Source organism: Limosilactobacillus pulli, from assembly GCF_947381555.1.
Taxonomy (GTDB): domain Bacteria; phylum Bacillota; class Bacilli; order Lactobacillales; family Lactobacillaceae; genus Limosilactobacillus; species Limosilactobacillus pulli.
The window spans coordinates 1-19792 of record NZ_CANCWQ010000031.1 but is presented as its reverse complement, the minus strand read 5'-3'; the positions used below and the strand labels follow the sequence as shown (position 1 = coordinate 19792).

19 protein-coding genes and 1 CRISPR repeat array are annotated in these 19792 nt (G+C 46.6%); of the genes, 14 read left to right on the top strand and 5 right to left on the bottom strand.

Annotation, left to right across the window (positions count from 1 at the left end; genetic code table 11):
- The first annotated feature begins 65 nt into the window (after window positions 1-65).
- The 4 genes from cas1 (at window position 66) to spxB (ending at window position 5291) form a co-directional block, all read left to right on the top strand.
- Window positions 66-983 carry a type II CRISPR-associated endonuclease Cas1 gene (gene cas1 / locus QOS03_RS07890; RefSeq protein WP_283576009.1) on the top strand — a complete coding sequence of 306 codons (918 nt, stop codon included), beginning with the start codon at window positions 66-68 and terminating at the stop codon, window positions 981-983.
- Window positions 961-1266, top strand: coding sequence for a CRISPR-associated endonuclease Cas2 (cas2, locus tag QOS03_RS07885; protein WP_128512894.1), 306 nt, complete (start codon window positions 961-963; stop codon window positions 1264-1266). Before cas1 ends, cas2 begins: the two co-directional genes overlap by 23 nt.
- A complete protein-coding gene (gene csn2 / locus QOS03_RS07880) occupies window positions 1263-1934 on the top strand; it encodes a type II-A CRISPR-associated protein Csn2 (RefSeq protein ID WP_143113258.1) in 672 nt (223 codons plus the stop codon). The genes cas2 and csn2 overlap by 4 nt, the downstream gene beginning before the upstream one ends.
- 28 nt (window positions 1935-1962) lie before the next feature.
- Window positions 1963-2921: direct repeats of the CRISPR family, unit length 36 nt; unit sequence GCTTTAGATGGATGTTAAATCAATGATGTAATTTTC.
- A gap of 471 nt (window positions 2922-3392) precedes the next feature.
- A complete protein-coding gene (gene spxB, locus QOS03_RS07875; protein ID WP_283576008.1) occupies window positions 3393-5291 on the top strand; it encodes a pyruvate oxidase in 1899 nt (632 codons plus the stop codon).
- Between the two features lie 112 nt (window positions 5292-5403).
- Here the strand turns inward: spxB and QOS03_RS07870 are convergent, their stop codons facing one another.
- Together QOS03_RS07870 and QOS03_RS07865 are read right to left on the bottom strand one after the other, a co-directional pair.
- Complete coding sequence (locus tag QOS03_RS07870) at window positions 5404-6363, bottom strand: L-lactate dehydrogenase (RefSeq protein WP_283576007.1); 960 nt, start codon at window positions 6361-6363, stop codon at window positions 5404-5406.
- A 154-nt stretch (window positions 6364-6517) separates the two neighbouring features.
- The gene (locus tag QOS03_RS07865) at window positions 6518-6697 is read right to left on the bottom strand and encodes a hypothetical protein (protein WP_283576006.1); all 180 of its coding nucleotides are present in this window, start codon (window positions 6695-6697) and stop codon (window positions 6518-6520) included.
- 243 nt (window positions 6698-6940) lie between these two features.
- On the opposite strand from QOS03_RS07865, the gene QOS03_RS07860 reads away from it, so the two are divergent.
- The 6 genes from QOS03_RS07860 to dtd all read left to right on the top strand — a co-directional run bounded on the left by QOS03_RS07860 (window position 6941) and on the right by dtd (window position 12298).
- Window positions 6941-7243: a hypothetical protein gene (locus tag QOS03_RS07860; RefSeq protein ID WP_283576005.1), complete on the top strand. Its 303-nt coding sequence runs from the start codon at window positions 6941-6943 to the stop codon at window positions 7241-7243.
- Between the two features lie 62 nt (window positions 7244-7305).
- Window positions 7306-8265, top strand: coding sequence for a 50S ribosomal protein L11 methyltransferase (prmA, locus tag QOS03_RS07855; protein WP_169461470.1), 960 nt, complete (start codon window positions 7306-7308; stop codon window positions 8263-8265).
- 9 nt (window positions 8266-8274) lie between these two features.
- Window positions 8275-9021: a 16S rRNA (uracil(1498)-N(3))-methyltransferase gene (locus QOS03_RS07850; protein WP_283576004.1), complete on the top strand. Its 747-nt coding sequence runs from the start codon at window positions 8275-8277 to the stop codon at window positions 9019-9021.
- Between the two features lie 220 nt (window positions 9022-9241).
- Window positions 9242-9631: a hypothetical protein gene (locus QOS03_RS07845; protein WP_272215807.1), complete on the top strand. Its 390-nt coding sequence runs from the start codon at window positions 9242-9244 to the stop codon at window positions 9629-9631.
- Window positions 9615-11849, top strand: coding sequence for a RelA/SpoT family protein (locus tag QOS03_RS07840; protein ID WP_283576003.1), 2235 nt, complete (start codon window positions 9615-9617; stop codon window positions 11847-11849). The genes QOS03_RS07845 and QOS03_RS07840 overlap by 17 nt, the downstream gene beginning before the upstream one ends.
- 11 nt (window positions 11850-11860) lie before the next feature.
- The gene (gene dtd / locus QOS03_RS07835; RefSeq protein WP_283576002.1) at window positions 11861-12298 is read left to right on the top strand and encodes a D-aminoacyl-tRNA deacylase; all 438 of its coding nucleotides are present in this window, start codon (window positions 11861-11863) and stop codon (window positions 12296-12298) included.
- Between the two features lie 110 nt (window positions 12299-12408).
- On the opposite strand, the gene QOS03_RS07830 is transcribed toward dtd, so the two are convergent.
- Together QOS03_RS07830 and QOS03_RS07825 are read right to left on the bottom strand one after the other, a co-directional pair.
- Window positions 12409-13260 carry a fructosamine kinase family protein gene (locus QOS03_RS07830; RefSeq protein ID WP_283576001.1) on the bottom strand — a complete coding sequence of 284 codons (852 nt, stop codon included), beginning with the start codon at window positions 13258-13260 and terminating at the stop codon, window positions 12409-12411.
- Between the two features lie 21 nt (window positions 13261-13281).
- Entirely contained in the window at window positions 13282-14088 is an 807-nt protein-coding gene (locus QOS03_RS07825; protein ID WP_408612087.1) for an N-acetylmuramoyl-L-alanine amidase, read from the bottom strand.
- A gap of 406 nt (window positions 14089-14494) precedes the next feature.
- Between QOS03_RS07825 and hisS the strand changes: the two genes are divergently transcribed.
- Together hisS and aspS are read left to right on the top strand one after the other, a co-directional pair.
- The gene (hisS, locus tag QOS03_RS07820) at window positions 14495-15787 is read left to right on the top strand and encodes a histidine--tRNA ligase (RefSeq protein WP_283576000.1); all 1293 of its coding nucleotides are present in this window, start codon (window positions 14495-14497) and stop codon (window positions 15785-15787) included.
- A 7-nt stretch (window positions 15788-15794) separates the two neighbouring features.
- Complete coding sequence (gene aspS, locus QOS03_RS07815) at window positions 15795-17573, top strand: aspartate--tRNA ligase (protein WP_169461477.1); 1779 nt, start codon at window positions 15795-15797, stop codon at window positions 17571-17573.
- 117 nt (window positions 17574-17690) lie between these two features.
- Here aspS and QOS03_RS07810 read toward each other — a convergent pair whose 3' ends face one another.
- A complete protein-coding gene (locus QOS03_RS07810) occupies window positions 17691-18335 on the bottom strand; it encodes a site-specific integrase (RefSeq protein WP_169461478.1) in 645 nt (214 codons plus the stop codon).
- Window positions 18336-18435: 100 nt separating this feature from the next.
- Between QOS03_RS07810 and QOS03_RS07805 the strand changes: the two genes are divergently transcribed.
- On the top strand, window positions 18436-19338 hold the full coding sequence (locus tag QOS03_RS07805; protein ID WP_283575999.1) for a deoxyribonuclease IV: 903 nt from the start codon (window positions 18436-18438) through the stop codon (window positions 19336-19338).
- Between the two features lie 141 nt (window positions 19339-19479).
- A complete protein-coding gene (rpsU, locus tag QOS03_RS07800) occupies window positions 19480-19665 on the top strand; it encodes a 30S ribosomal protein S21 (protein WP_033935611.1) in 186 nt (61 codons plus the stop codon).
- Window positions 19666-19792 lie beyond the last annotated feature (127 nt).

Below are 19792 nucleotides of genomic sequence, written 5' to 3'. Positions count from 1 at the left end.
TCAAATCACCTCAAAAGATTTAATGCAATTAGTATAAAAAATTGTAGGAAAACCGACAATTTCAAATCGGTGTTTTCCTACATTTTAGAACCGGTGTTAACACTCAGCATGCAAAAATGTCTTATTCAGCTGGCCTGATGGTGGTACAAACGATGGATGGCACCAGTGAAATACCGCTTGATGACATGGCACTGCTGATGGTAAGCACGACACAGGCAGTGATTACTTCGGCGTTGATCAGTGCCTTGGTAAAGAACAACATTAAGGTGATTTTTGTTGATCATGCTCATCAGCCAATTGGCGAGGTGAATGGCTATCAATCCGCCAATCGTGACTGCAAGGTGTTGGAAAATCAGTTTAATTGGCAGCAGCAGCGCAAGGATGTCTTATGGACGAAGATCGTGGCTGCTAAGATCAACAATCAGATTTCGGTTTTAAAATGTTTTCATAAGGATGTTGAATGCCTACAAAATGAACTGGATCAACTAGAGGTTGGTGATGAGACCAATCGCGAGGCCGTTGTTGCCAGAAAGTATTTTCCGTTACTTTATAATGATAACTTTTCAAGGCATAACGGCAATGCGATCAATGCCGCGTTAGATTATGGCTATTCGATCTTGTTGTCTGAAACCAATCGCATAATTGCTGGTAATGGCTATTTGACGGAACTGGGGATCCATCATCGTAATCAAGCCAATCATTTTAATTTAGGCTCCGACTTGATGGAGCCCTTCCGACCAATCATTGATTACTGGGTTGCCGGGCAAAAGTTTCGCGAATTGACGCCAGAAGTAAAAATCGGTTTGATTGATTGCATGAATATCGAAATTCTTTTTAACGGTAAAAAAGAAATTTTACGCAATGCGATTTCTCGGTATGTAACTGACTGTCTAAACTACTTGAGTGGTAACAAAGACAAAACGAGAATTGAGGTGGAATTTACAAGTGAGGTACCGAATGATGCGCTTAATGGTAATGTTTGATCTGCCGGTAGAAACCAGTAAACAGCGTCGGGAATACCGCAAATTCCATAAAAGGCTGATTCAAGAAGGCTTTTTAATGATTCAATACTCAGTTTACGCACGAGTATGCGTTAGTCGGCAGTCAGCTAATTTCATGGAGCAGCGAATCAAAGCCTTTCTGCCTGACGAGGGATTAGTGCAGACATTTATGATGACGGAAAAGCAGTATAATGACATGCATTTTTTGCGGGGCAAGAAAGTACAGGATGTTAGAAATACCTCGAAAAGGACGATTGTATTATGAACTTGATATACGCAGCTCATCAGCCAATGGAACTTGAAAATGGTCGTGTAACCGTATTGATGACCAACAACCAGAACGTTTACTTTGAAATGGCACAAGCACTGGCAGGAAAGAATGATTTGCTTCGTTTAATTGATGATGATTTTTCGGAGCTGAATCTGTCGACAGCTTTATGTTGGGATGCAGATCTGTCTTCAGCACCTGATTTAATGGATAGGTACGGCTCAGCTTTGATTAAAAAGATCAGCAATGAATTGACGGTTGATCAAAGGCAGCAATTGATTGCTAAACAGCAAGAATTGTTGACAGCTATTCAGGATACGCTGTTTTCAGTTGATTTACCCTTGGAAGTCAGCCTTGATGATGGCTTTCAAAGATTATACAAATATGCCCGCCCGCGTTTGATCAGCAGTGCAAATGCGACACCATATGATATAATAAAAAATGATTTAAATATTCATTTAGAGTTGAATGACTGTTGCGTTCTAGCAATGAAGAACATCGCTAATTTTTTGTTGCCAGAACAATTTAAGGCTTTTCTTCAGTTGGTTGAAGAAAGTGGCCTCGCAGTTTTTCTATTGGAATTCTCAGAAAAACAACAGCGTGCGTATTATCAGAACTCCGATGTTTATTGGATTGATGAAGATTTCGTTGATTGGCATCTCTAAATCGTTAGTTTTTGATTAGAAAACAACGGCTTTAGATGGATGTTAAATCAATGATGTAATTTTACGAACAGCTCAAAGAACGGACTGTTGACGGCTTTAGATGGATGTTAAATCAATGATGTAATTTTCGACGCAAGTCTAATGCACGATATGGGGGTAGCTTTAGATGGATGTTAAATCAATGATGTAATTTTCAGGACTGGCTTACAACACTCAACAATAACTGCTTTAGATGGATGTTAAATCAATGATGTAATTTTCGCATACGTTGGTCCAGACAGTGGGCTATGCGCTTTAGATGGATGTTAAATCAATGATGTAATTTTCCACGCAGGATCAAATTAACTACTATGGGCTGCTTTAGATGGATGTTAAATCAATGATGTAATTTTCTGTAGACGTGTTGTCAGGAGATACACTTAGGCTTTAGATGGATGTTAAATCAATGATGTAATTTTCTCACTTTAGCTGACTTCTACGATGATATTAGCTTTAGATGGATGTTAAATCAATGATGTAATTTTCAAATCCTACCGCATCAAGACATATAAATATGCTTTAGATGGATGTTAAATCAATGATGTAATTTTCAGTCGATGCACAGAACGACATCGCCAAGCTGCTTTAGATGGATGTTAAATCAATGATGTAATTTTCTAGCTGAAAGCTCGAAGTTATGTGAACTAGGCTTTAGATGGATGTTAAATCAATGATGTAATTTTCTTGTAAATGAAACCGAACACAATAGCGATAGCTTTAGATGGATGTTAAATCAATGATGTAATTTTCTTGATAAGTCAGTAGTTATACCAGACGTTCGCTTTAGATGGATGTTAAATCAATGATGTAATTTTCCCTCGAAATACTGATGAAACCAGTCGAACGGCTTTAGATGGATGTTAAATCAATGATGTAATTTTCCAATATTGATATTAGGGATATTGCTTTATAGCTTTAGATGGATGTTAAATCAATGATGTAATAAGTCGGTTGCAATTGGCAGCCGGCTTTTCCTTTGCTAGTGTTTGCAGCAAAATTATGCAGAGGAGTATGCATAAAACGTTTATAAAATAGTGAGCAAGCATTATGATGTTTGTGATAAATAGTCGATTCAATTTTAAATGTATTGTTAATTAAAAATAAAATACGATTACTATTATTAAATCGTGACATCGTATTATAATTTGATAATGACTGTTTTAAAAAGATTAAAAAACAACGCTAAATTTAACTTTTATCAAAGAAAAAATAAAAATTTTGATTGATATAAACGCTGATAGCAAGGGATTTATAATTTATTGTGAAAAATGTTCATTAAAATCTACTTGTAATTATGCATAAAAGCGCTATCATAACCTATGAGGGCTGAAGTAGAGAGTGGCCTGAGATAAAACGTCAATTGAGACCGGCTGTTAAGTACAGGCGGGATGATTTTTAAAATATGGAAGGAAGATTAAGATGGCAAAAATGATCAGTGGCTCCGATGCAGTCTTGAAAGTGATTCGTCAATGGGGCGTCAAGCACATCTACGGTTATCCTGGCGGTTCTTTTGACTCCACGATGAACGCAATCTACAACCAACGTAAAGATCTGGAATTCATTCAGGTGCGGCATGAAGAAGCTGGCGCCCTAGCAGCAACTGCCGATGCCAAATTAACGGGCAAGATTGGGGTCTGCTTTGGCTCTGCCGGTCCTGGTGCCATTCACCTGCTCAATGGACTGTATGATGCTAAGCACGACCACGTTCCGGTTCTGGCAATTATCGCCCAGGTTCCATCAACGCGCATGAATCTGGACTTTTTCCAAGCTATGGATGAAGAACCGGCTTTTGAAGACGTTTCGGTTTGGAACAAAACGGCCATGACGGCAGAAAGCCTGCCCCGCATGATTGATGAGGCAATTCGCCAAGCCTACAAGCATCATGGTCCCGCAACGGTTACGATTCCAAAAGACTTTGGCTGGGCCAAGATTCCTGACACGTTCGTTCCTAACGTTGCCAACCAGGTTAAGCCACATTATGTCGTTGATCAAGATTTGTTGGCAAAGGCCGGTAAGCTGATTAATGATGCCAAAGCACCAATGATTTACTTTGGGATTGGGGCTAAGGATGCAGCCGAAGAATTAAAGCGCGTTTCGGAAAAGTACAAGATGCCACTGGTTTCATCCGTTTTGGCCAAGGGTATCTTGGATGAAAAATATCCAGCCTACCTGGGATCAGCCGGTCGGGTTGCACCTAAGCCAGGGGCTGAAATTGGTTTTAGCACGGACCTGATTGTTTGGGTTGGTACCGACGTTCCGTTCAGTATCTTCCTGTTTAATCCGGATGCCAAGGTTATTCAAATCGATACTGATCCAGAGAAGATGGGCAAGCGTCATCACATCGACGTGCCGCTGCTGTGTGATGCTAAAACGGCTTTGGCAGCGCTGGCCAATGTTGCCGATGAAAAGGAACCAACCGCATTTTACGACGCTGCTTTGGCTGACAAGCAGAACTGGCTGGACTGGCAAAACAGCTTTAATGACAGCGAAGAGATGCCCGTTCGTCCAGAGCCGATCTTTGACGTCATCAACGAAATGGCTTCCAGCAAGGCCGTCTTTGGGGTTGATGTCGGCAACGTCAACATCAACTTTGAGCGGCTGCTGATGATTCACGACGATCAAAAGTGGTGTACTTCTGGTCAGTACGCAACGATGGGTTATGGTCTGCCGGCTGCGATCTCAGCTAAGGTCAACTATCCTGATCGTGATGTCTACAGTCTTTCTGGTGATGGCGGCTTTGCGATGCTGATGGAAGAAATCCTGACTCAGGTTAAGTACCACATGCACATCATCAACGTGGTCTTTAGCAATGAATGTCTGGGCTACATTGTGGCAGAACAGCTTGATGACTCGCACCAGCCACTGTCAGGCGTTGATCTGCCAGAAACCGACTGGGCAACCGTTGCCAAAGGGATGGGTGCTATGGCCTTTACGGTTCGCACCAAGGCTGAATTCAAAGCCGCCATGGTTGAGGCGCAACAAACCGATCTACCGGTAGTAATTGACGTTAAGCTCACGCATGAAATGCCGCTTTCAACCAACCACATGTTCTTAGACAAAGAGACTCAAGATCCAAAGCTGGTTGACGAATACGTTGAAAAGTATCAGGCACAAGCACTCAAGCCATTTAGCTACTTCTTAAAGGCTGCTAAGGAAGCTCATGGTGAAGAAATCGATGCCTTCTCCGGAGCTTCGGCAGCCAGCGTGGAAGATGAAGCTGACAATCAGCCGCTTGCCGACACCACGACCGGAGCATCCGAGAACGGGGCTGAACCATCCGAGGACACGGATGCTACCAGCGGGGCTTCTCAGCATTAAGGCCTTGCAATCAAGATACCAATTTTAGGCTCGCCACCGCGCGGGCCTTTTTTAGTACAAAAAAAGCCGCTGGATAACCAGCAGCTTTTCTCGCATTTAATACCAGAACGGATTAGTTTTCGCCTTGCAGCTTAGCCATTCCGTTTTCAGCAACTTCGCGCAGCGTCTTAGCTGAGTCAGCCATAGCCTTGGATTCGCGTTCGTTCAGAGGAACTTCCAGAACTTGAGCAACACCAGAAGCGTTAACAACGGCTGGCGTACCAATGTAGATACCCTTCAGACCGTATTCGCCATCAACAGGTGCACCGATTGGCAGAACTGCATTTTCGTCACGCAGAATAGCGCGGGAAATGCGAGTCAGGGCCGTAGCAACACCATAGAAGGTAGCGCCTTTACGGTTGATGATTTCGTAAGCCTTGTTACGAACATCGTCTTCGATCTTCAGCAGTTCTTCGTCAGTAACACCCTTTTCCTTGGCCAGGTCCAGCAGCGGCTTGCCGCCGATCGTAGCAGATGAGTAGGCAGCAAATTCGGAGTCACCGTGTTCAGCCATGATGTTGGCAGAAACGTCAACTGGGCTAACATCGAACTTCTTAGCCAGTGCAACCCGCAGACGAGCGGAGTCCAGAGAAGTACCGGAACCAACGATCTTGTTGCGTGGGAAGCCAGACAGCTTTTGAACGGCGTAGGTCAGGATGTCAACTGGGTTGGCAGCAACCAGGAAGATACCGTTGAAGCCGGACTTAACGATTGGTTCAACCACGGACTTGATGATCTTCAGGTTCTTGTCAACCAATTGCAGACGAGTTTCACCTGGCTTTTGAGGAGCACCGGCAGTGATAACTACCAGGTCAGCATCCTTGCAGGTGTCATAGTCAGCAGAGTAGATGGCCTTTGGTGAAGTAAATGGCGTTGCGTCTTCAAGGTCAAGGGCGTCACCTTCCGTACGCTTCTTGATGATGTCGACGATTGCAAATTCTTCAGCCAGACCTTGTTGAGCCATAGCGAATGCGTAGCTTGAACCTACCGCACCGTCACCGACGAGGACAACTTTTTGATGATTCTTGGACATAAATAAAGTCTCCCTTAAAGTAGTATTGCATATTGCAAGGCTTATTATAGCATTATGATTTAAAATTATGTTAATAATGCGTAAATAAAGCCAGATAAATGGTAAAAATTGTGTTTTTGATCATTTTATGACTGATTTTGGCGAGAAATTGCCATTAAGCGTGCAAAACGCCCCAGCCAATGATGCCGCCAATCAATAATACGGCTGGCAGAATCAGCACCTTGACAAAGAAAGCGGCAACGGCAATGATGGCGATCCAAAACAGCAGATGCAGCGAAAGCTTGAACAGCTTCCACAGAATCCACAAGCCGATCAGCGTAAGCAGCAGTCCCATCGTGTTTTCCTCCATTCATAGTTCATGATGATTGATTTTACCATTTTACTGACGACGAATATATAAAAGCGCTTGGTGTTTACCGAAACTTATGATAAACTTTTACTTTAAATGTTTGAACTTTGTCGGGCTCATACGTTCAATTTTGAGTCAGATATGCTAAAATGGTTAGTACTAATAAGGAATTTGTTTCCAATCTTTTGTAGGGGAGGGATTGCCATCTTAAATCGAACCAAAAAATTCATGCGCGACAATGATCTGGATTACAAACGTGAATACATTCGGCCAATGATGACACCGGAACACGTTTATATTTTCCGTTTTGGGCGGCACAAGCTCAATAACCGAGTGATCGTTCGATACTCCCATACATGGACGGGACGCTTAAAGATCAATGAAATCGATGTTCGGCTGCATCGCCAGCATCATCCACGGATCTTTAAGACGGAAACGGATCTGATCTTGTATCTGCAGCAGCACATGGAAAAAGAGCAAAAAAAGATTGCCAAGCAGGCAGTCAAGCATGACGATCCGCAAAATCAATAAGCGCAACTGAAGCATCCTTGCCTTTCAGGGGTGCTTTTTTGCCATATTAAGGAGGAAAAAAGATGAACGATTGGACGGCAGTAACGGTTGAGACCAGTACCGAAGCCGTTGACGCGGTTAGCTACATTTTGACCGATACGGGGGCAGCTGGCATTCAGATTGAGGATGCCGCTGATTTTGCCAACCTCAAACCAGGACGCTATGGAGACGAGATCATCGACCCCGCATCGATTCCGCATCGTAAACAAGGGGCCGCGGTTACGGGGTACTACCCCAGCAGCGTGTTTGTACCCGAGCTTTTGCCAGGCATCAAGCAGCGGGTTTTGAAATTAAAAGACTTTGGCCTGGATCCAATGCCGGCAGAAGTCAAAAGCGAAGCCATCGAAAATCAAGATTGGAAGACGGCTTGGGAAAAGTACTATCATCCAGTACGGGTTACGCGGACGTTAACGGTCGTACCACAATGGGAAAGCTATCAGCCGGGTCCCGATGAAAAGCTGTTGATCCTGGATCCAGGGATGGCATTTGGTACCGGTACGCACCCGACCACGCAATTGATGATGCAGGCTTTGGAACTGACGGTACGTGGTGGCGAAAGCATGCTGGACGTTGGTACCGGATCGGGCGTGCTCAGTATTGCTGCCAAACTATTGGGGGTCGGTCACGTTAAGGCCTATGATATTGATGAGGTTGCCGTGCGTTCGGCTAAAAAGAATCTGGCACTTAATCCCGCCGCTAAAGACGTTGAAATTGGCGTCAACAGTCTGTTGGAAGGTATTCATGAGCAAAATGTCGATCTGATCGTAGCCAATATCTTAGCTGAGATTATCTTGCCATTGATTCCACAAGCCTATGAAAACCTCAAGCCAGGCGGTCGTTTCCTGACTTCTGGCATCATCAACGACAAGTTTGCCGAAGTCAAAAAAGCTTTGGAAGATGGCGGCTTTAAAGTCGACGAAACGATGCGCATCAAGGACTGGTATGGCATCATTGCCCATAAGCCAACACCGGATGAACAATAGGGGGAGTACATGCAACGTTATTTTATCGATGAATCGCTGTCAAAGGATCGGCGATTGACTTTGTCAGCTGATATTGCACATCACTTAATCGATGTTTTGCGGGCTGACGTGGATACCGAAATCGAAGTTGCGCTTAATGATCAAAAAGTTTATTTGGCCAAAGTCGTTGAGCTAAATCCGGCTACGATCGAGTTAAAAGCCGATCTGGGTACTGATGCAGAGTTGCCGGTTGAAGTCATCTTGGCTTGTGGACTGCCCAAGACCAAGGAAAAACCGGAATTGATCGTGCAAAAGGCTACGGAAATGGGAGCAGACCGCATTGTCTTTTTTGCGGCTCAGCGCTCAATCAGCCGCTGGAATCCACAAAAGCAGGCTAAAAAAATCGAACGGCTGCAAAAAATCGCCAATGCTGCCGCTGAACAGTCACATCGCAATCACCAGCCTGAGGTCGTTTATGGCGGCAAGCTTAGCGACGTCTTAAAAAATGAAGCTGCTGACTTTAAGATCGTGGCTTGGGAAGAATCTGCCAAGCAAGGCGAAGAGGCTAATCTGGCCAAAACGCTTCGGCAGCTGCGGCCAGGCCAAAAGCTGCTGGCAATTTTTGGTCCAGAAGGCGGGCTGAGTGAAGCAGAAATCGAACAGATGCAAGCTCAAGGAGTGGTTCCGGCTGGTCTGGGACCAAGAATCTTAAGAACGGAGACGGCACCGCTTTATCTGCTGGCTGCCGTTTCATATCAACTGGAGCTGGCACGTTAAACGTAGTCTTACAACAGCTTGATGCAGCTGTAAGACTTGTGAAAATACGGCTAAATCCGCTCGGTGCGAAAAGGACTTAAACGGGTTGTGAGGTCAATCGGTTGTCATAGCTGGTAATCATAATAGTTTTTGCCTAACCAAAATGGCTCGCCAAGCGCAACGGCACGCATTGTGTTACAATAAATGTCAATCAATTCGGCATGAGTGAGGGATTTTTAAAATGGAGAAGTTGCAGCAATTTTGGAAAACGACCGATCGGCGACTGTTAATCAGTGATCTGGTGCTTTCTTTGGTGATCAACCCGCTGTTTTTAAAGCAGCATTTGATCTCACGCATTCAGATCATCATCTGGCTGTTGCTTTTGATCAATTCCTGCTACGTCATCTGGGCAGGGAGGCGGATTACCAGCCGGCATGATCATCCTTGGCAGCTGCTGGTCTTTCCGATCGCTTACCTGATTGGCGTGCGCGTCTTTCAGGTATCACGCTATACTTACTATTTTGCACTGGTCTATTTAGGCATCGAATACTTAGCTAAAGCCATGAGTCAAGATGCCACCAAAAATCAATCTAAAGAAAGCAAGTTGATGCAGGATGTCAAAAAACAATGAACTAACGCACGAAGACGTTAAAAAAATCGTCTCCTCATATATGAATGAAGAGCATGTTGAAATGGTCGAGCGGGCCTACCATTTTGCGGCGGTAGCTCATGCCGATCAGCACCGGAAGTCGGGTGAGGCCTACATTATCCACCCGATTCAGGTTGCCGGCATCCTGGCCAAGCTGCACATGGATCCAGAAACGGTGTGCGCAGGCTACATGCACGATATCGTTGAGGATACCGGCGCAACGCTGGAGGATATTCGCGAGCTGTTTGGACCGACGATTGCCATGATCGTTGACGGCGACACCAAGATCTCCAAGATTCACTACAAGTCTAATAAAGAACAGATGGCCGAAACGCACCGTAAGCTTTTATTGGCAATGAGCAAGGATATTCGCGTGATGATCGTCAAATTGGCCGACCGGCTGCACAACATGCGCACGCTGCAGCATCTGCGTCCGGACAAGCAGCGCCGGATTGCCAACGAAACCTTGGAAATCTACGCCCCAATTGCTGATCGTCTGGGTATCAGTACGATCAAATGGGAACTGGAAGATCTTTCGCTGCGCTACTTAAATCCACAGCAATATTACCGCATCGTACATTTGATGAACTCGCGGCGTGATCAGCGGGTTGCATATATCAATCGTTCAATCGAAGACGTTAAAAAAGCGATCAGCGACCTGGAGCTGGGGCCAAACGTCGAAATCTATGGGCGGCCAAAGCACATCTATTCTGTCTACCGCAAGATGGTGACTCAGCATAAGCAGTTTGATCAAATTTATGATCTGCTGGCGATTCGGGTCGTCGTTGATTCAATCAAGGACTGTTATGCCGTCTTGGGCGCGGTTCATACTAACTGGAAGCCAATGCCAGGGCGTTTCAAAGATTACATTGCCATGCCAAAAGCAAACGGCTACCAGTCGCTGCATACCACGGTGATTGGTCCAGAAGGCCGGCTGCTAGAGATTCAGATTCGTACGCACGACATGCACGAAGTTGCCGAATACGGGGTTGCCGCGCACTGGGCCTACAAGGAAGGCAAGACCAACGGCGTCAAGCAGAATCAAGATTCCAAAAAGCTCAATGTGGTCAAGGAAATTTTGGAACTGCAAAGCGAATCGCAGGGAACTGATGAATTCTTGCAAGGGATTCAAAGCGACGTGTTTGCCGACAAGGTCTATGCGTTCACTCCCAAAGGCGACGTTATTGAAATGCCAAAGGGTGCCGGTCCATTGGATATGGCCTACCAGATTCATACTGAGGTCGGCAACCATACGACTGGAGCCAAGGTCAACGGTCGGATCGTGCCTTTAAACTATGAAATCAAAAACGGTGATATCGTCGATATTTTGACGTCATCAAGTTCAGCGGGGCCAAGTCGCGACTGGCTGGATCTGGTCTTTACGCGCCGGGCCCGCAACAAGATTCGGCAGTTCTTTAGGGCCCATGATCACGACAAAAACGTTGAGACTGGTCGCCAGATTATTGCCAGTCAATTGCGTGAAGCCGGTTATGATCCAAATAAACTGATGACCACGGAAAAGAACGAACAGATTGCCGACCAGATGCACTACAAGACGGCTGATGACATGTTTGCCGCGGTTGGCTTTGGTGATGTGCCGTCAATCGGGGTCCGCAATCGCTTTACGGCCGATATTCGTAAAAAAGAAGCTGACGATAAGCAGCGGGCTGCACAAAAGGCTGTTTTGGAAGAGCATCAGACGTTTGAAAACAAGAATGCCAATAATCCACGCAAGTTTGCAAAGAGCTCGGAAGGCGTGATCGTAGAAGGCGTCGACAATCTTTTGACTCGCTTGAGTCATTGCTGCAGTCCCGTGCCTGGCGACGAGATCGTGGGCTACATTACCAAGGGGCGTGGTGTTTCTGTACATCGGGCCGACTGTCCTAACGTCAAGGCCGCTGAAAAGAACGGCGAGCGGCTGGTTTCGGTCTATTGGGCCAACCCAGCAGGTGACAAGACCAACTACAATGCCGATATCGAAGTTGAAGGCTATAATCGCAATGGCCTGTTAAACGATGTCTTGCGCTCGATCAACAATAACACGCGGTTCTTGACCTCTGTTAATGGTAAGGTGGACCACAACAAGATGGCTACGATCTCAGCTACGATTGGCGTGCGCAACAGTCAGCATCTGCAGCTGATTTTGGACAGTCTGAAAAACATTCCGGATGTCTATGTGGTAAAACGGGTAATTCGTTAAGGAGTGATTAAATGCGTGTCGTATTGCAACGCGTCAACCACGCTGCCGTTAGCATTGATGGCGAAACGGTTGGTCAGATTAAAAAGGGCTATCTGCTGCTGGTAGGACTGGCACCGGACGATAATGATGATCAATTGGACTGGATGGTGCATAAGATCGTCAATCTGCGGGTTTTTGAAGATGAAAATGGCAAGTTGAATCGTGCCTTGGCCGATGTAGCTGGCGAGATTTTATCGATTTCTCAATTCACGCTGTATGCTGATGTTAAGCGTGGTAATCGTCCCGGCTTTTCTAAAGCAGCCAAGCCCGAGATTGCCGAGCCGTTGTATGACCGTTTCAATGAAAAACTGCGAGCAGCGGGCGTTCACGTTGAAACCGGACGTTTTGGCGCTGATATGAAAGTGGAACTGGAAAACGACGGCCCAGTCACTATTGTTTATGAAAAATAAACAAAAGCGAGCACTGGTTAGACCAGTACTCGCTTTTTTAAATGGGATGAATTTTTAAGGGGCATTGAAAAAACGGACTGCAAGTGCAGCACCGTTTTTAAGCGAGTGATTCAGTAGCGTTCCAAAATTCCGTCAACGGCTGGACCGTACGTTTCACCAAACAAAATCAGATGCATGCACAGATAATAAAATTGATACCAAGGCAGCCGTTTATTGACCCCGTCTGCTAGTGGATAGGCCTGTTCATAGGCTTGATAGAATGAGAATTCAAAGCCGCCAAAAATCGTGGTCATCGCCAGATCGAACTCGCGATCGCCATAAACGGCATCCGGATCGATCAAGACCGGCTGACCAGCATCGTCAAACATATAGTTGCCGGCCCACAGATCGCCGTGTAAAAGGCTGGGAACAACTTCGTGCTGATCATAATAATCACAAAAAGCTTGGCGCATCTTTTGATAGTGCGCCTCACGCCAATCGTTCCAGCGACCTTTTTCCTTGGCTACGGCAACTTCAGGATCCAAGCGCTGCTTAATATAAAAATCACGCCAGCTGTCGTTCCAGGCATTGTTTTTAATCAGTGCTTTGGTTTGATGATTTTCATAAAAGCCGAACCGTTTGGCGTGCTGGGCGTGCATTTTGGCGACTGCTCGTCCTAGATCAGCCTGCGAGCCGCTGCCGCTTTCGATCCATTCCAAAGCCAGGTAGGCATCATTTTGAATCTGTCCTTGGGCAAGCGGGGCCGGCGTTTTGACTAAGGCACCGATTTCTTCTAGGCCGCGTTTTTCATGATCAAAATAGCTGGCAGGATGATTGGGCTGAACCTTAAGAAAATAGGTTCTTTGATCAGCCTTGATTTGGTAGGCTGCGTTGATGTCGCCGCCAGACACGGGCCGGCACTCCGCAATCTGACGAAATGGCAGCTGACTGAGCCACTTTTGATTGAGACGGTATGCAGACATAAGATCAACTTCCTTTCAGAATTAATTCTTGAAGTAGTCGTTTAGTCCCTTGGCAATGTCGCGGGCTACTTTTTGCTGATAGCTGGCACTTTTGATCTGGTTGAAGTCTTTGGTTGAGTTGATGTAGCCCATCTCGCATAAAACGGCGGGGCGGGTGTTGTCGCGAATGACCAAGAAGTCGCCAAATTCAATGCCACGATTGGTCAATGGCAAATTGTTCATTTGCTGGTTCAATGCCTTGGCTAATTTTTTGGAGGCTCCTTTGTGATAATAGTAGGTCGTAAATCCGGAAGCCTCGTTGCGTGAAGGCGAGGAATCAAAGTGGAAACTGATAAAGGCATCGGCATGCATGCTTTCAGCAAGAGCTGGTCGCGGTTTGAGGCCAACGTAACGATCCGAGTCGCGCGTCATGATGACATGCGCGCCCCGCAGCCGCAATTCTTGAGCAACGCGATTGGCCAGCTGCAATGTGTAGGTTTTTTCCATATAGCGGGCCTTGGTGCTGTCTTTATATTCAGCTCCCGAATCGGAACCGCCATGACCAGGATCAATGACAATCGTTGCCTCAGAAAGATTGGAAACATGCTCGAGATTGGACTTGGGGTGAATCAGCCAGCTGGCGACCCAGCCAAAGCGCTGATCGCTTAGCCGAATCTTATACCATGAGTTGCGCGTTTTTAAAATCGTAACGCGCTGACCCTTTTTGAGCGTGCCGATCGTCGAATAGTCCAGCCCAGGACCGGTCCGTACGTTGAGCCCGCTGGTTTGAATGGTGGTCGTCCGTGAAAACGTCAGCGCGACTACCATGACAATTGCAATTAATGCCATGCTGATCGCAACCAGGACAGCTTTGGCAGGACGAGGAAACTTCAAGATTTTTTCTCCTTTGTTATGAATCACTAAGATAAGTTTAGAAAGCATTAATTGGAAAATCAAGACTAATTCGCGGCTGGCCTATTGACTAAACTGCTCAAGCCTAGTAGGCTAAGTAAGTAATTAAATTTAGAGATGCCGATGAAAAAGAATGTTCGGTCTGCCATAGCTTTCAGCGAGCGGGGAACTGGTGCAAGCCCTGACGATTGGCTGCCGAGTGACGCTTTGGAGGCAGGGTCAAGGCCCCGTCGAAGCTACGTTACCCAAGAGTAAACCCAAGGTGGTACCGTGCATTCAAGCACCCTTGCAGCAGCAGGGGTGCTTTTTTAAATCGACTGACAATCAATGGAGGAGAGAACTAATGCGCTATCAACGCCCAAAAGGCACGGCTGATATTTTACCGGGCGAATCCGCTCAGTGGGAAGCCGTTGAGAAACTGGCTCGTGAAATCTTTGCGCGCTACGGCTACCGTGGCATTCGCACGCCAATTTTTGAAAACTACAATATTTTTGCTCGTTCGGCTGGGGAGACCTCAGACGTCGTCACCAAGGAAATGTACGACTTTAAAGACAAAGGTGATCGTCACGTGGCACTGCGCCCAGAAGGTACGGCCGGCGTGGTGCGTGCCTATGTTGAAAACAAGCTGTATGGTCCGGAATACAACAAGCCATACAAGGTTTACTACATGGGCCCAATGTTTCGCTATGAGCGGCCCCAGTCTGGTCGGCAGCGTGAGTTCCACCAGATCGGGGTCGAAGCATTTGGCAGCGATAATCCAGCCGTTGACGTTGAGGTGATAACCATGGCGTTGCGCCTGTTCAAGCAGCTGGGCTTAACGGGTCTGCGCGTGGCCATCAATACGCTGGGTGATCAAAAAACGCGTGATACCTATCGTCAGGCATTAATTGACTACTTGAAGCCACATTATGATGAATTGAGTGAAGACTCCCAAGAACGGCTGGAAAAGAATCCATTGCGGGTTTTAGACAGCAAGGATCCACGCGACAAGCAGTTCGTTGATGATGCACCATCTATTCTGGATTATTTGACTGATGATGCCCAAAAGCACTTTGCGCTGGTCAAGAAAATGCTGGATGAATTAAACATCGACTACACGGTTGACCCAACCATGGTGCGCGGTTTGGACTACTACAACCATACGATCTTTGAAGTGATGGTCCAAGCTAAGTCGCTGGGTCAGGGCTACACGACGATCTGTGGTGGTGGTCGCTACAGTGGACTGGTTGAAGAATTAGGTGGTCCGGACACGCCAGGGGTTGGCTTTGGAATTGGCCTGGAACGCCTGATGCTTTTGCTCAACGAAGAAAGGCTGCTTAAAAAGGCCGATCCGGATCTGGACGTTTATGTCGTTGGGATTGGTGAAGCAACCAACGTCGCCAGCTTCAAACTGGTTGAGGCTGCTCGGGATGCCGGTTTCGTGGCCGAACGCGACTACCTGAACCGCAAGCCGAAAGCCCAGTTTAAGACGGCAGCCAAGGAAAATGCCAAGGTCGTCTTGACGATTGGTCAAAAAGAACTGGAAAGCAACACGGTTCACTTTAAGGTAATGGCAACCGGTGAGGAAACCACGCTGCCATTGGATCAAGTGTTTGCTGATTTTAAAGCCGTTTATCAAGAACAGACAAAGGGGTAATCAAAACATGAAGCGTACCAATTATGCTGGCGAAACCAGCGAACAACAAATTGGCCAAGCAGTCGTCGTTAAGGGCTGGGTTGCCAAGCGTCGTAATCTGGGTGGCTTGATTTTTATAGATTTATGGGACCGCTCCGGCATCGTCCAGCTGGTCTTTGATGAAAAGATCGATCCGGCTGCTTTTGAAGTTGCCAACCAGGTGCGGAACCAATACGTTATTGAAGCACATGGTCTGGTGCGGGCACGTAAAGAAGTCAACCCAGACATGAAGACGGGCAAGATCGAAATTGAAGTTAAGGAAGCCAGCATTCTGGCCAAGTCCAAGCCAATGCCGTTTGAAATTGTTGACGACGTTGATGCTTCTGAGGAATTGCGGCTCAAGTACCGCTACCTTGACCTGCGCCGGCCTGAAATGATGAAGCGCCTGATGCTGCGGAGCAAGGTTACGCACGTGGTTCACCGCTACTTTGAAAAGAACGGCTTTTTGGATGTTGAAACGCCAGAACTGACGCGTTCAACGCCAGAAGGGGCTCGTGACTACATCGTACCTTCACGGGTCTACCCAGGCAGTTTCTATGCGCTGCCACAATCACCACAACTGTTCAAACAGCTTTTGATGGCTGCCGGGGTCGACAAGTACTACCAGATTGCCAAGTGCTTCCGTGATGAGGACCTGCGTGGTGACCGGCAGCCAGAGTTTACCCAGATCGATACGGAAATGAGCTTTGCTACGCCAGAAGAAATCCAAGACATGACGGAAGGCCTGATCAAAGACGTCATGAAAGAAGTATTGGACATTGACGTTAAGACGCCGTTCCCACGCATGGAATGGCAAGAAGCCATGGACAAGTATGGTACCGACAAGCCTGACACGCGTTTTGACATGCTGATTCATGACATCAGTGACCTGGTTAAGGACAGCTCATTTAAGGTGTTCAGCAGTACAGTGGCAGCAGGCAACTATGTTCGGGCAATCGTCGTACCCGGTGGAGCCGACAAGTACTCCCGCAAAGACATCAGCAAGCAAGAAGACTACATCAAGCGCTACAACGCCAAGGGCCTGGCTTGGGTCAAGGTTGGCGCTGATGGCTATAACGGTCCGGTAGCCAAGTTCTTAAACGATCAAGCTGCAGAATTAAATGAAGCGCTGGGTGCTAAGGAAGGCGACCTGATTTTGATCGTTGCCGGTTCTTTCCACGTGGTCTGCGACTCACTGGGTTATTTGCGGAATCACTTTGCCGAAGAACTGGGCTTGACGGATCCTAACCAATGGAACTATGTCTGGATCGTCAACTGGCCAATGTTTGAATATGATGAAGGCTTTGGCAAGTGGATTGCGGCTCACCACCCATTCACGATGCTGAATCCAGAAGATCTGCACTATTTGGAAGACGGCGAGGACCCTCATCAGGCTCATGCCCAAAGCTACGACATCGTCTTGAATGGTCAGGAAATCGGGGGCGGTTCCATTCGTATCCACGACCCTGAGATTCAAGAAAAGGTCTTTAAGGCACTGGGCTACAGCAAGGAAAAGGCGCAGGCCCGCTTTGGCTTCTTGATTAAGGCTTTGGAATTGGGGATGCCGCCAGAGGGTGGTCTGGCAATCGGGCTGGATCGCTGGGTTATGTTCCTGTCGCAGGCTGACAGCATTCGTGACGTCATCGCCTTCCCTAAGAACTCAAAGGCCGTTGAGCCATTGACGGCAGCACCGGCACGCGTCAGTGATCAGCAGCTGGAAGAACTGCGTCTGGAAGTTCCAGCTGAAGACGAAGATCAAGCAGACTAAATCAATGCATTAAAAAAGATCCGCTGAACTGGCGGATCTTTTTTGCGTAATGAGTGGTTTTAAGCGGTGCCTAATAGACTGCTGGGTTATTGACATTGCAAAGGTACTGCCCAACAGTTATTCAAGCTTGAAGTTTCTAACCACCTTATCGAGATCTTCTTGCTCAATTCCTAGATAATGGCGGGTGTTGCGCTCTGAGGAGTGGTTGAACAATTGTGAGATGATTTCGATGTTGACACCATCTTTATACAGCTGGCGGCCAAACGTCTTGCGAAACGAGTGCGTCCCTAGTTTGGCAACCAGTTTTTCGTCCCCCGACTTGCGTGCGATTCGTTGCAGCATCTGGTAAAAGCCGTGGACTGAAAAATGACCATCTTGTCTGCCGGGAAACAGCCAGTCATTGTCGTCTTTAAAGTCTAATTCATTCAGATAGTTGATGATTTCAGCCAGACAGTTGTTCCAATAAAGCGTCTTGGCCTTGCCGGTCTTTTGCTCGATGATCCGCGTCTGGGTTTTGTTCTTGACGTGACCAACTCGCAGCGTAACCACGTCAGAAGCACGCAGGCCATTGTTGAGTGCAATCGAGATCAAGAGCAGGTTGCGATTTACCAATTCAGGCCGCGAATATTGACGGATGGCTTCTTGCAGCTCATGATACTCATCGGTGGTTAAAAATTTGACGTTTTCCACCCAGATCTTACGGTCGCCCTTTTTTTCGCCATTGGTTTTGTTTTTGGGAACGTAGATGCGTTTTTTCGCCATTTCAATTCCTCCTTAACAGCGAATGAGTCAATAATTTCATTGTAGCGATAAAATACGCTAAAATAAAGAAACATGCTGATTTAAGAAAGGATGCGATCAAATGCTGATTGGCTCACATGTCAGTCTTAAAGCGCCCAAAATGCTGCTGGGCTCTGCTCAAGAAGCAGCCAGTTATGGGGCCAATACTTTTATGGTTTATACCGGAGCTCCACAAAATACCAAGCGCAAACCACTCGATGAAATGAAGATTCCTGAAGGCCGCGCCTATATCGAAGAACACGGCTTCAGTCATCTGGTGGTGCATGCACCATATATCGTCAATCTGGGCAATACGCTTAAGCCCCAGAACTTTGCCTTTGGCGTGGATTTTTTGCGCCAGGAAGTTGAACGGGCTACAGCAATCGGAGCAACGCAGATTACGCTGCATCCTGGGGCCCATGTCGGTGCCGGAGCTACGGCAGCACTGCATCAAATTGCTCAGGGACTAAATGAAATCATTACGCCGGATCAAAAGCCGCAGATTGCCATTGAAACGATGGCCGGCAAAGGGACCGAGGTCGGCATCTCATTTGAGCAGATTGCCGAAATTATGGACCAGGTAACCTACAACGAAAAGATTTCGGTTACGTTTGATACTTGTCACACCAATGATGCCGGCTATGATGTCAAAAATGACTTTGACGGCGTCTTAAATGAATTTGATCACGTATTGGGGATTGAAAAGCTGCAGGTCGTACACCTTAACGACTCCAAAAATCCGCAGGGCAGCCATAAAGACCGGCACGCCAATATCGGCATGGGGACGATCGGCTTTGATGCACTCAATTACATTGCTCACCATCCACAATTGACGCAGGTACCAAAAATTATGGAAACGCCATGGGTACCATTGGCCGATAATCCCAAGAAAAAGGTGGCGCCATATGGAGAAGAGATCAAGATGATTTTAAGCAGTAAATTTGATCCGATTTTTATGGAACGACTGAGTCATTCTGAAAATTAGCCAAAATTTTTCAAAAAAGCAGTTGACGCTTTTTTTTTGATTAAGTATAATATCATTCGTAGTGATAAGATTGAAGCAGTCAATTAGACGCTTTTAATCGCAACAGTACGGAATTCTAAGCTCGGAGGGAGGGAATCAACAATGTCAAAGACTATCGTTCGCAAGAATGAATCGTTAGACGACGCTCTTCGACGCTTTAAGCGTACGGTTTCACGGAACGGAACGCTGCAAGAATACCGCAAGCGTGAATTTTACGAAAAGCCAAGCGTAAAACGTAAGTTGAAATCTGAAGCAGCTCGGAAGCGCAAGAACAAGCGTCGCCACTAAAATGCTGCAGCTCCTGGGCGAATGTTTCATTCACCAGGGGCTTTTTTGTATATGACGAATTGTCAAACCAAGTGCAACGATTTCTCAAAAAATACTTCATATGGGGTTTCATAATTTAACACTTTTC

Excerpts from the sequence above, each read along its gene's own strand:
- cas2 (WP_128512894.1), top strand. The coding sequence starts at position 961 with ATGCGCTTAATGGTAATGTTTGATCTGCCGGTAGAAACCAGTAAACAG.
- csn2 (WP_143113258.1), top strand. The coding sequence starts at position 1,263 with ATGAACTTGATATACGCAGCTCATCAGCCAATGGAACTTGAAAATGGT.
- spxB (WP_283576008.1), top strand. The coding sequence starts at position 3,393 with ATGGCAAAAATGATCAGTGGCTCCGATGCAGTCTTGAAAGTGATTCGT.
- QOS03_RS07870 (WP_283576007.1), bottom strand. The coding sequence starts at position 6,363 with ATGTCCAAGAATCATCAAAAAGTTGTCCTCGTCGGTGACGGTGCGGTA.
- QOS03_RS07865 (WP_283576006.1), bottom strand. The coding sequence starts at position 6,697 with ATGGGACTGCTGCTTACGCTGATCGGCTTGTGGATTCTGTGGAAGCTG.
- QOS03_RS07860 (WP_283576005.1), top strand. The coding sequence starts at position 6,941 with ATGCGCGACAATGATCTGGATTACAAACGTGAATACATTCGGCCAATG.
- prmA (WP_169461470.1), top strand. The coding sequence starts at position 7,306 with ATGAACGATTGGACGGCAGTAACGGTTGAGACCAGTACCGAAGCCGTT.
- QOS03_RS07850 (WP_283576004.1), top strand. The coding sequence starts at position 8,275 with ATGCAACGTTATTTTATCGATGAATCGCTGTCAAAGGATCGGCGATTG.
- QOS03_RS07845 (WP_272215807.1), top strand. The coding sequence starts at position 9,242 with ATGGAGAAGTTGCAGCAATTTTGGAAAACGACCGATCGGCGACTGTTA.
- QOS03_RS07840 (WP_283576003.1), top strand. The coding sequence starts at position 9,615 with ATGTCAAAAAACAATGAACTAACGCACGAAGACGTTAAAAAAATCGTC.
- dtd (WP_283576002.1), top strand. The coding sequence starts at position 11,861 with ATGCGTGTCGTATTGCAACGCGTCAACCACGCTGCCGTTAGCATTGAT.
- QOS03_RS07830 (WP_283576001.1), bottom strand. The coding sequence starts at position 13,260 with ATGTCTGCATACCGTCTCAATCAAAAGTGGCTCAGTCAGCTGCCATTT.
- QOS03_RS07825 (WP_408612087.1), bottom strand. The coding sequence starts at position 14,088 with ATGGCATTAATTGCAATTGTCATGGTAGTCGCGCTGACGTTTTCACGG.
- hisS (WP_283576000.1), top strand. The coding sequence starts at position 14,495 with ATGCGCTATCAACGCCCAAAAGGCACGGCTGATATTTTACCGGGCGAA.
- aspS (WP_169461477.1), top strand. The coding sequence starts at position 15,795 with ATGAAGCGTACCAATTATGCTGGCGAAACCAGCGAACAACAAATTGGC.
- QOS03_RS07810 (WP_169461478.1), bottom strand. The coding sequence starts at position 18,335 with ATGGCGAAAAAACGCATCTACGTTCCCAAAAACAAAACCAATGGCGAA.
- QOS03_RS07805 (WP_283575999.1), top strand. The coding sequence starts at position 18,436 with ATGCTGATTGGCTCACATGTCAGTCTTAAAGCGCCCAAAATGCTGCTG.
- rpsU (WP_033935611.1), top strand. The coding sequence starts at position 19,480 with ATGTCAAAGACTATCGTTCGCAAGAATGAATCGTTAGACGACGCTCTT.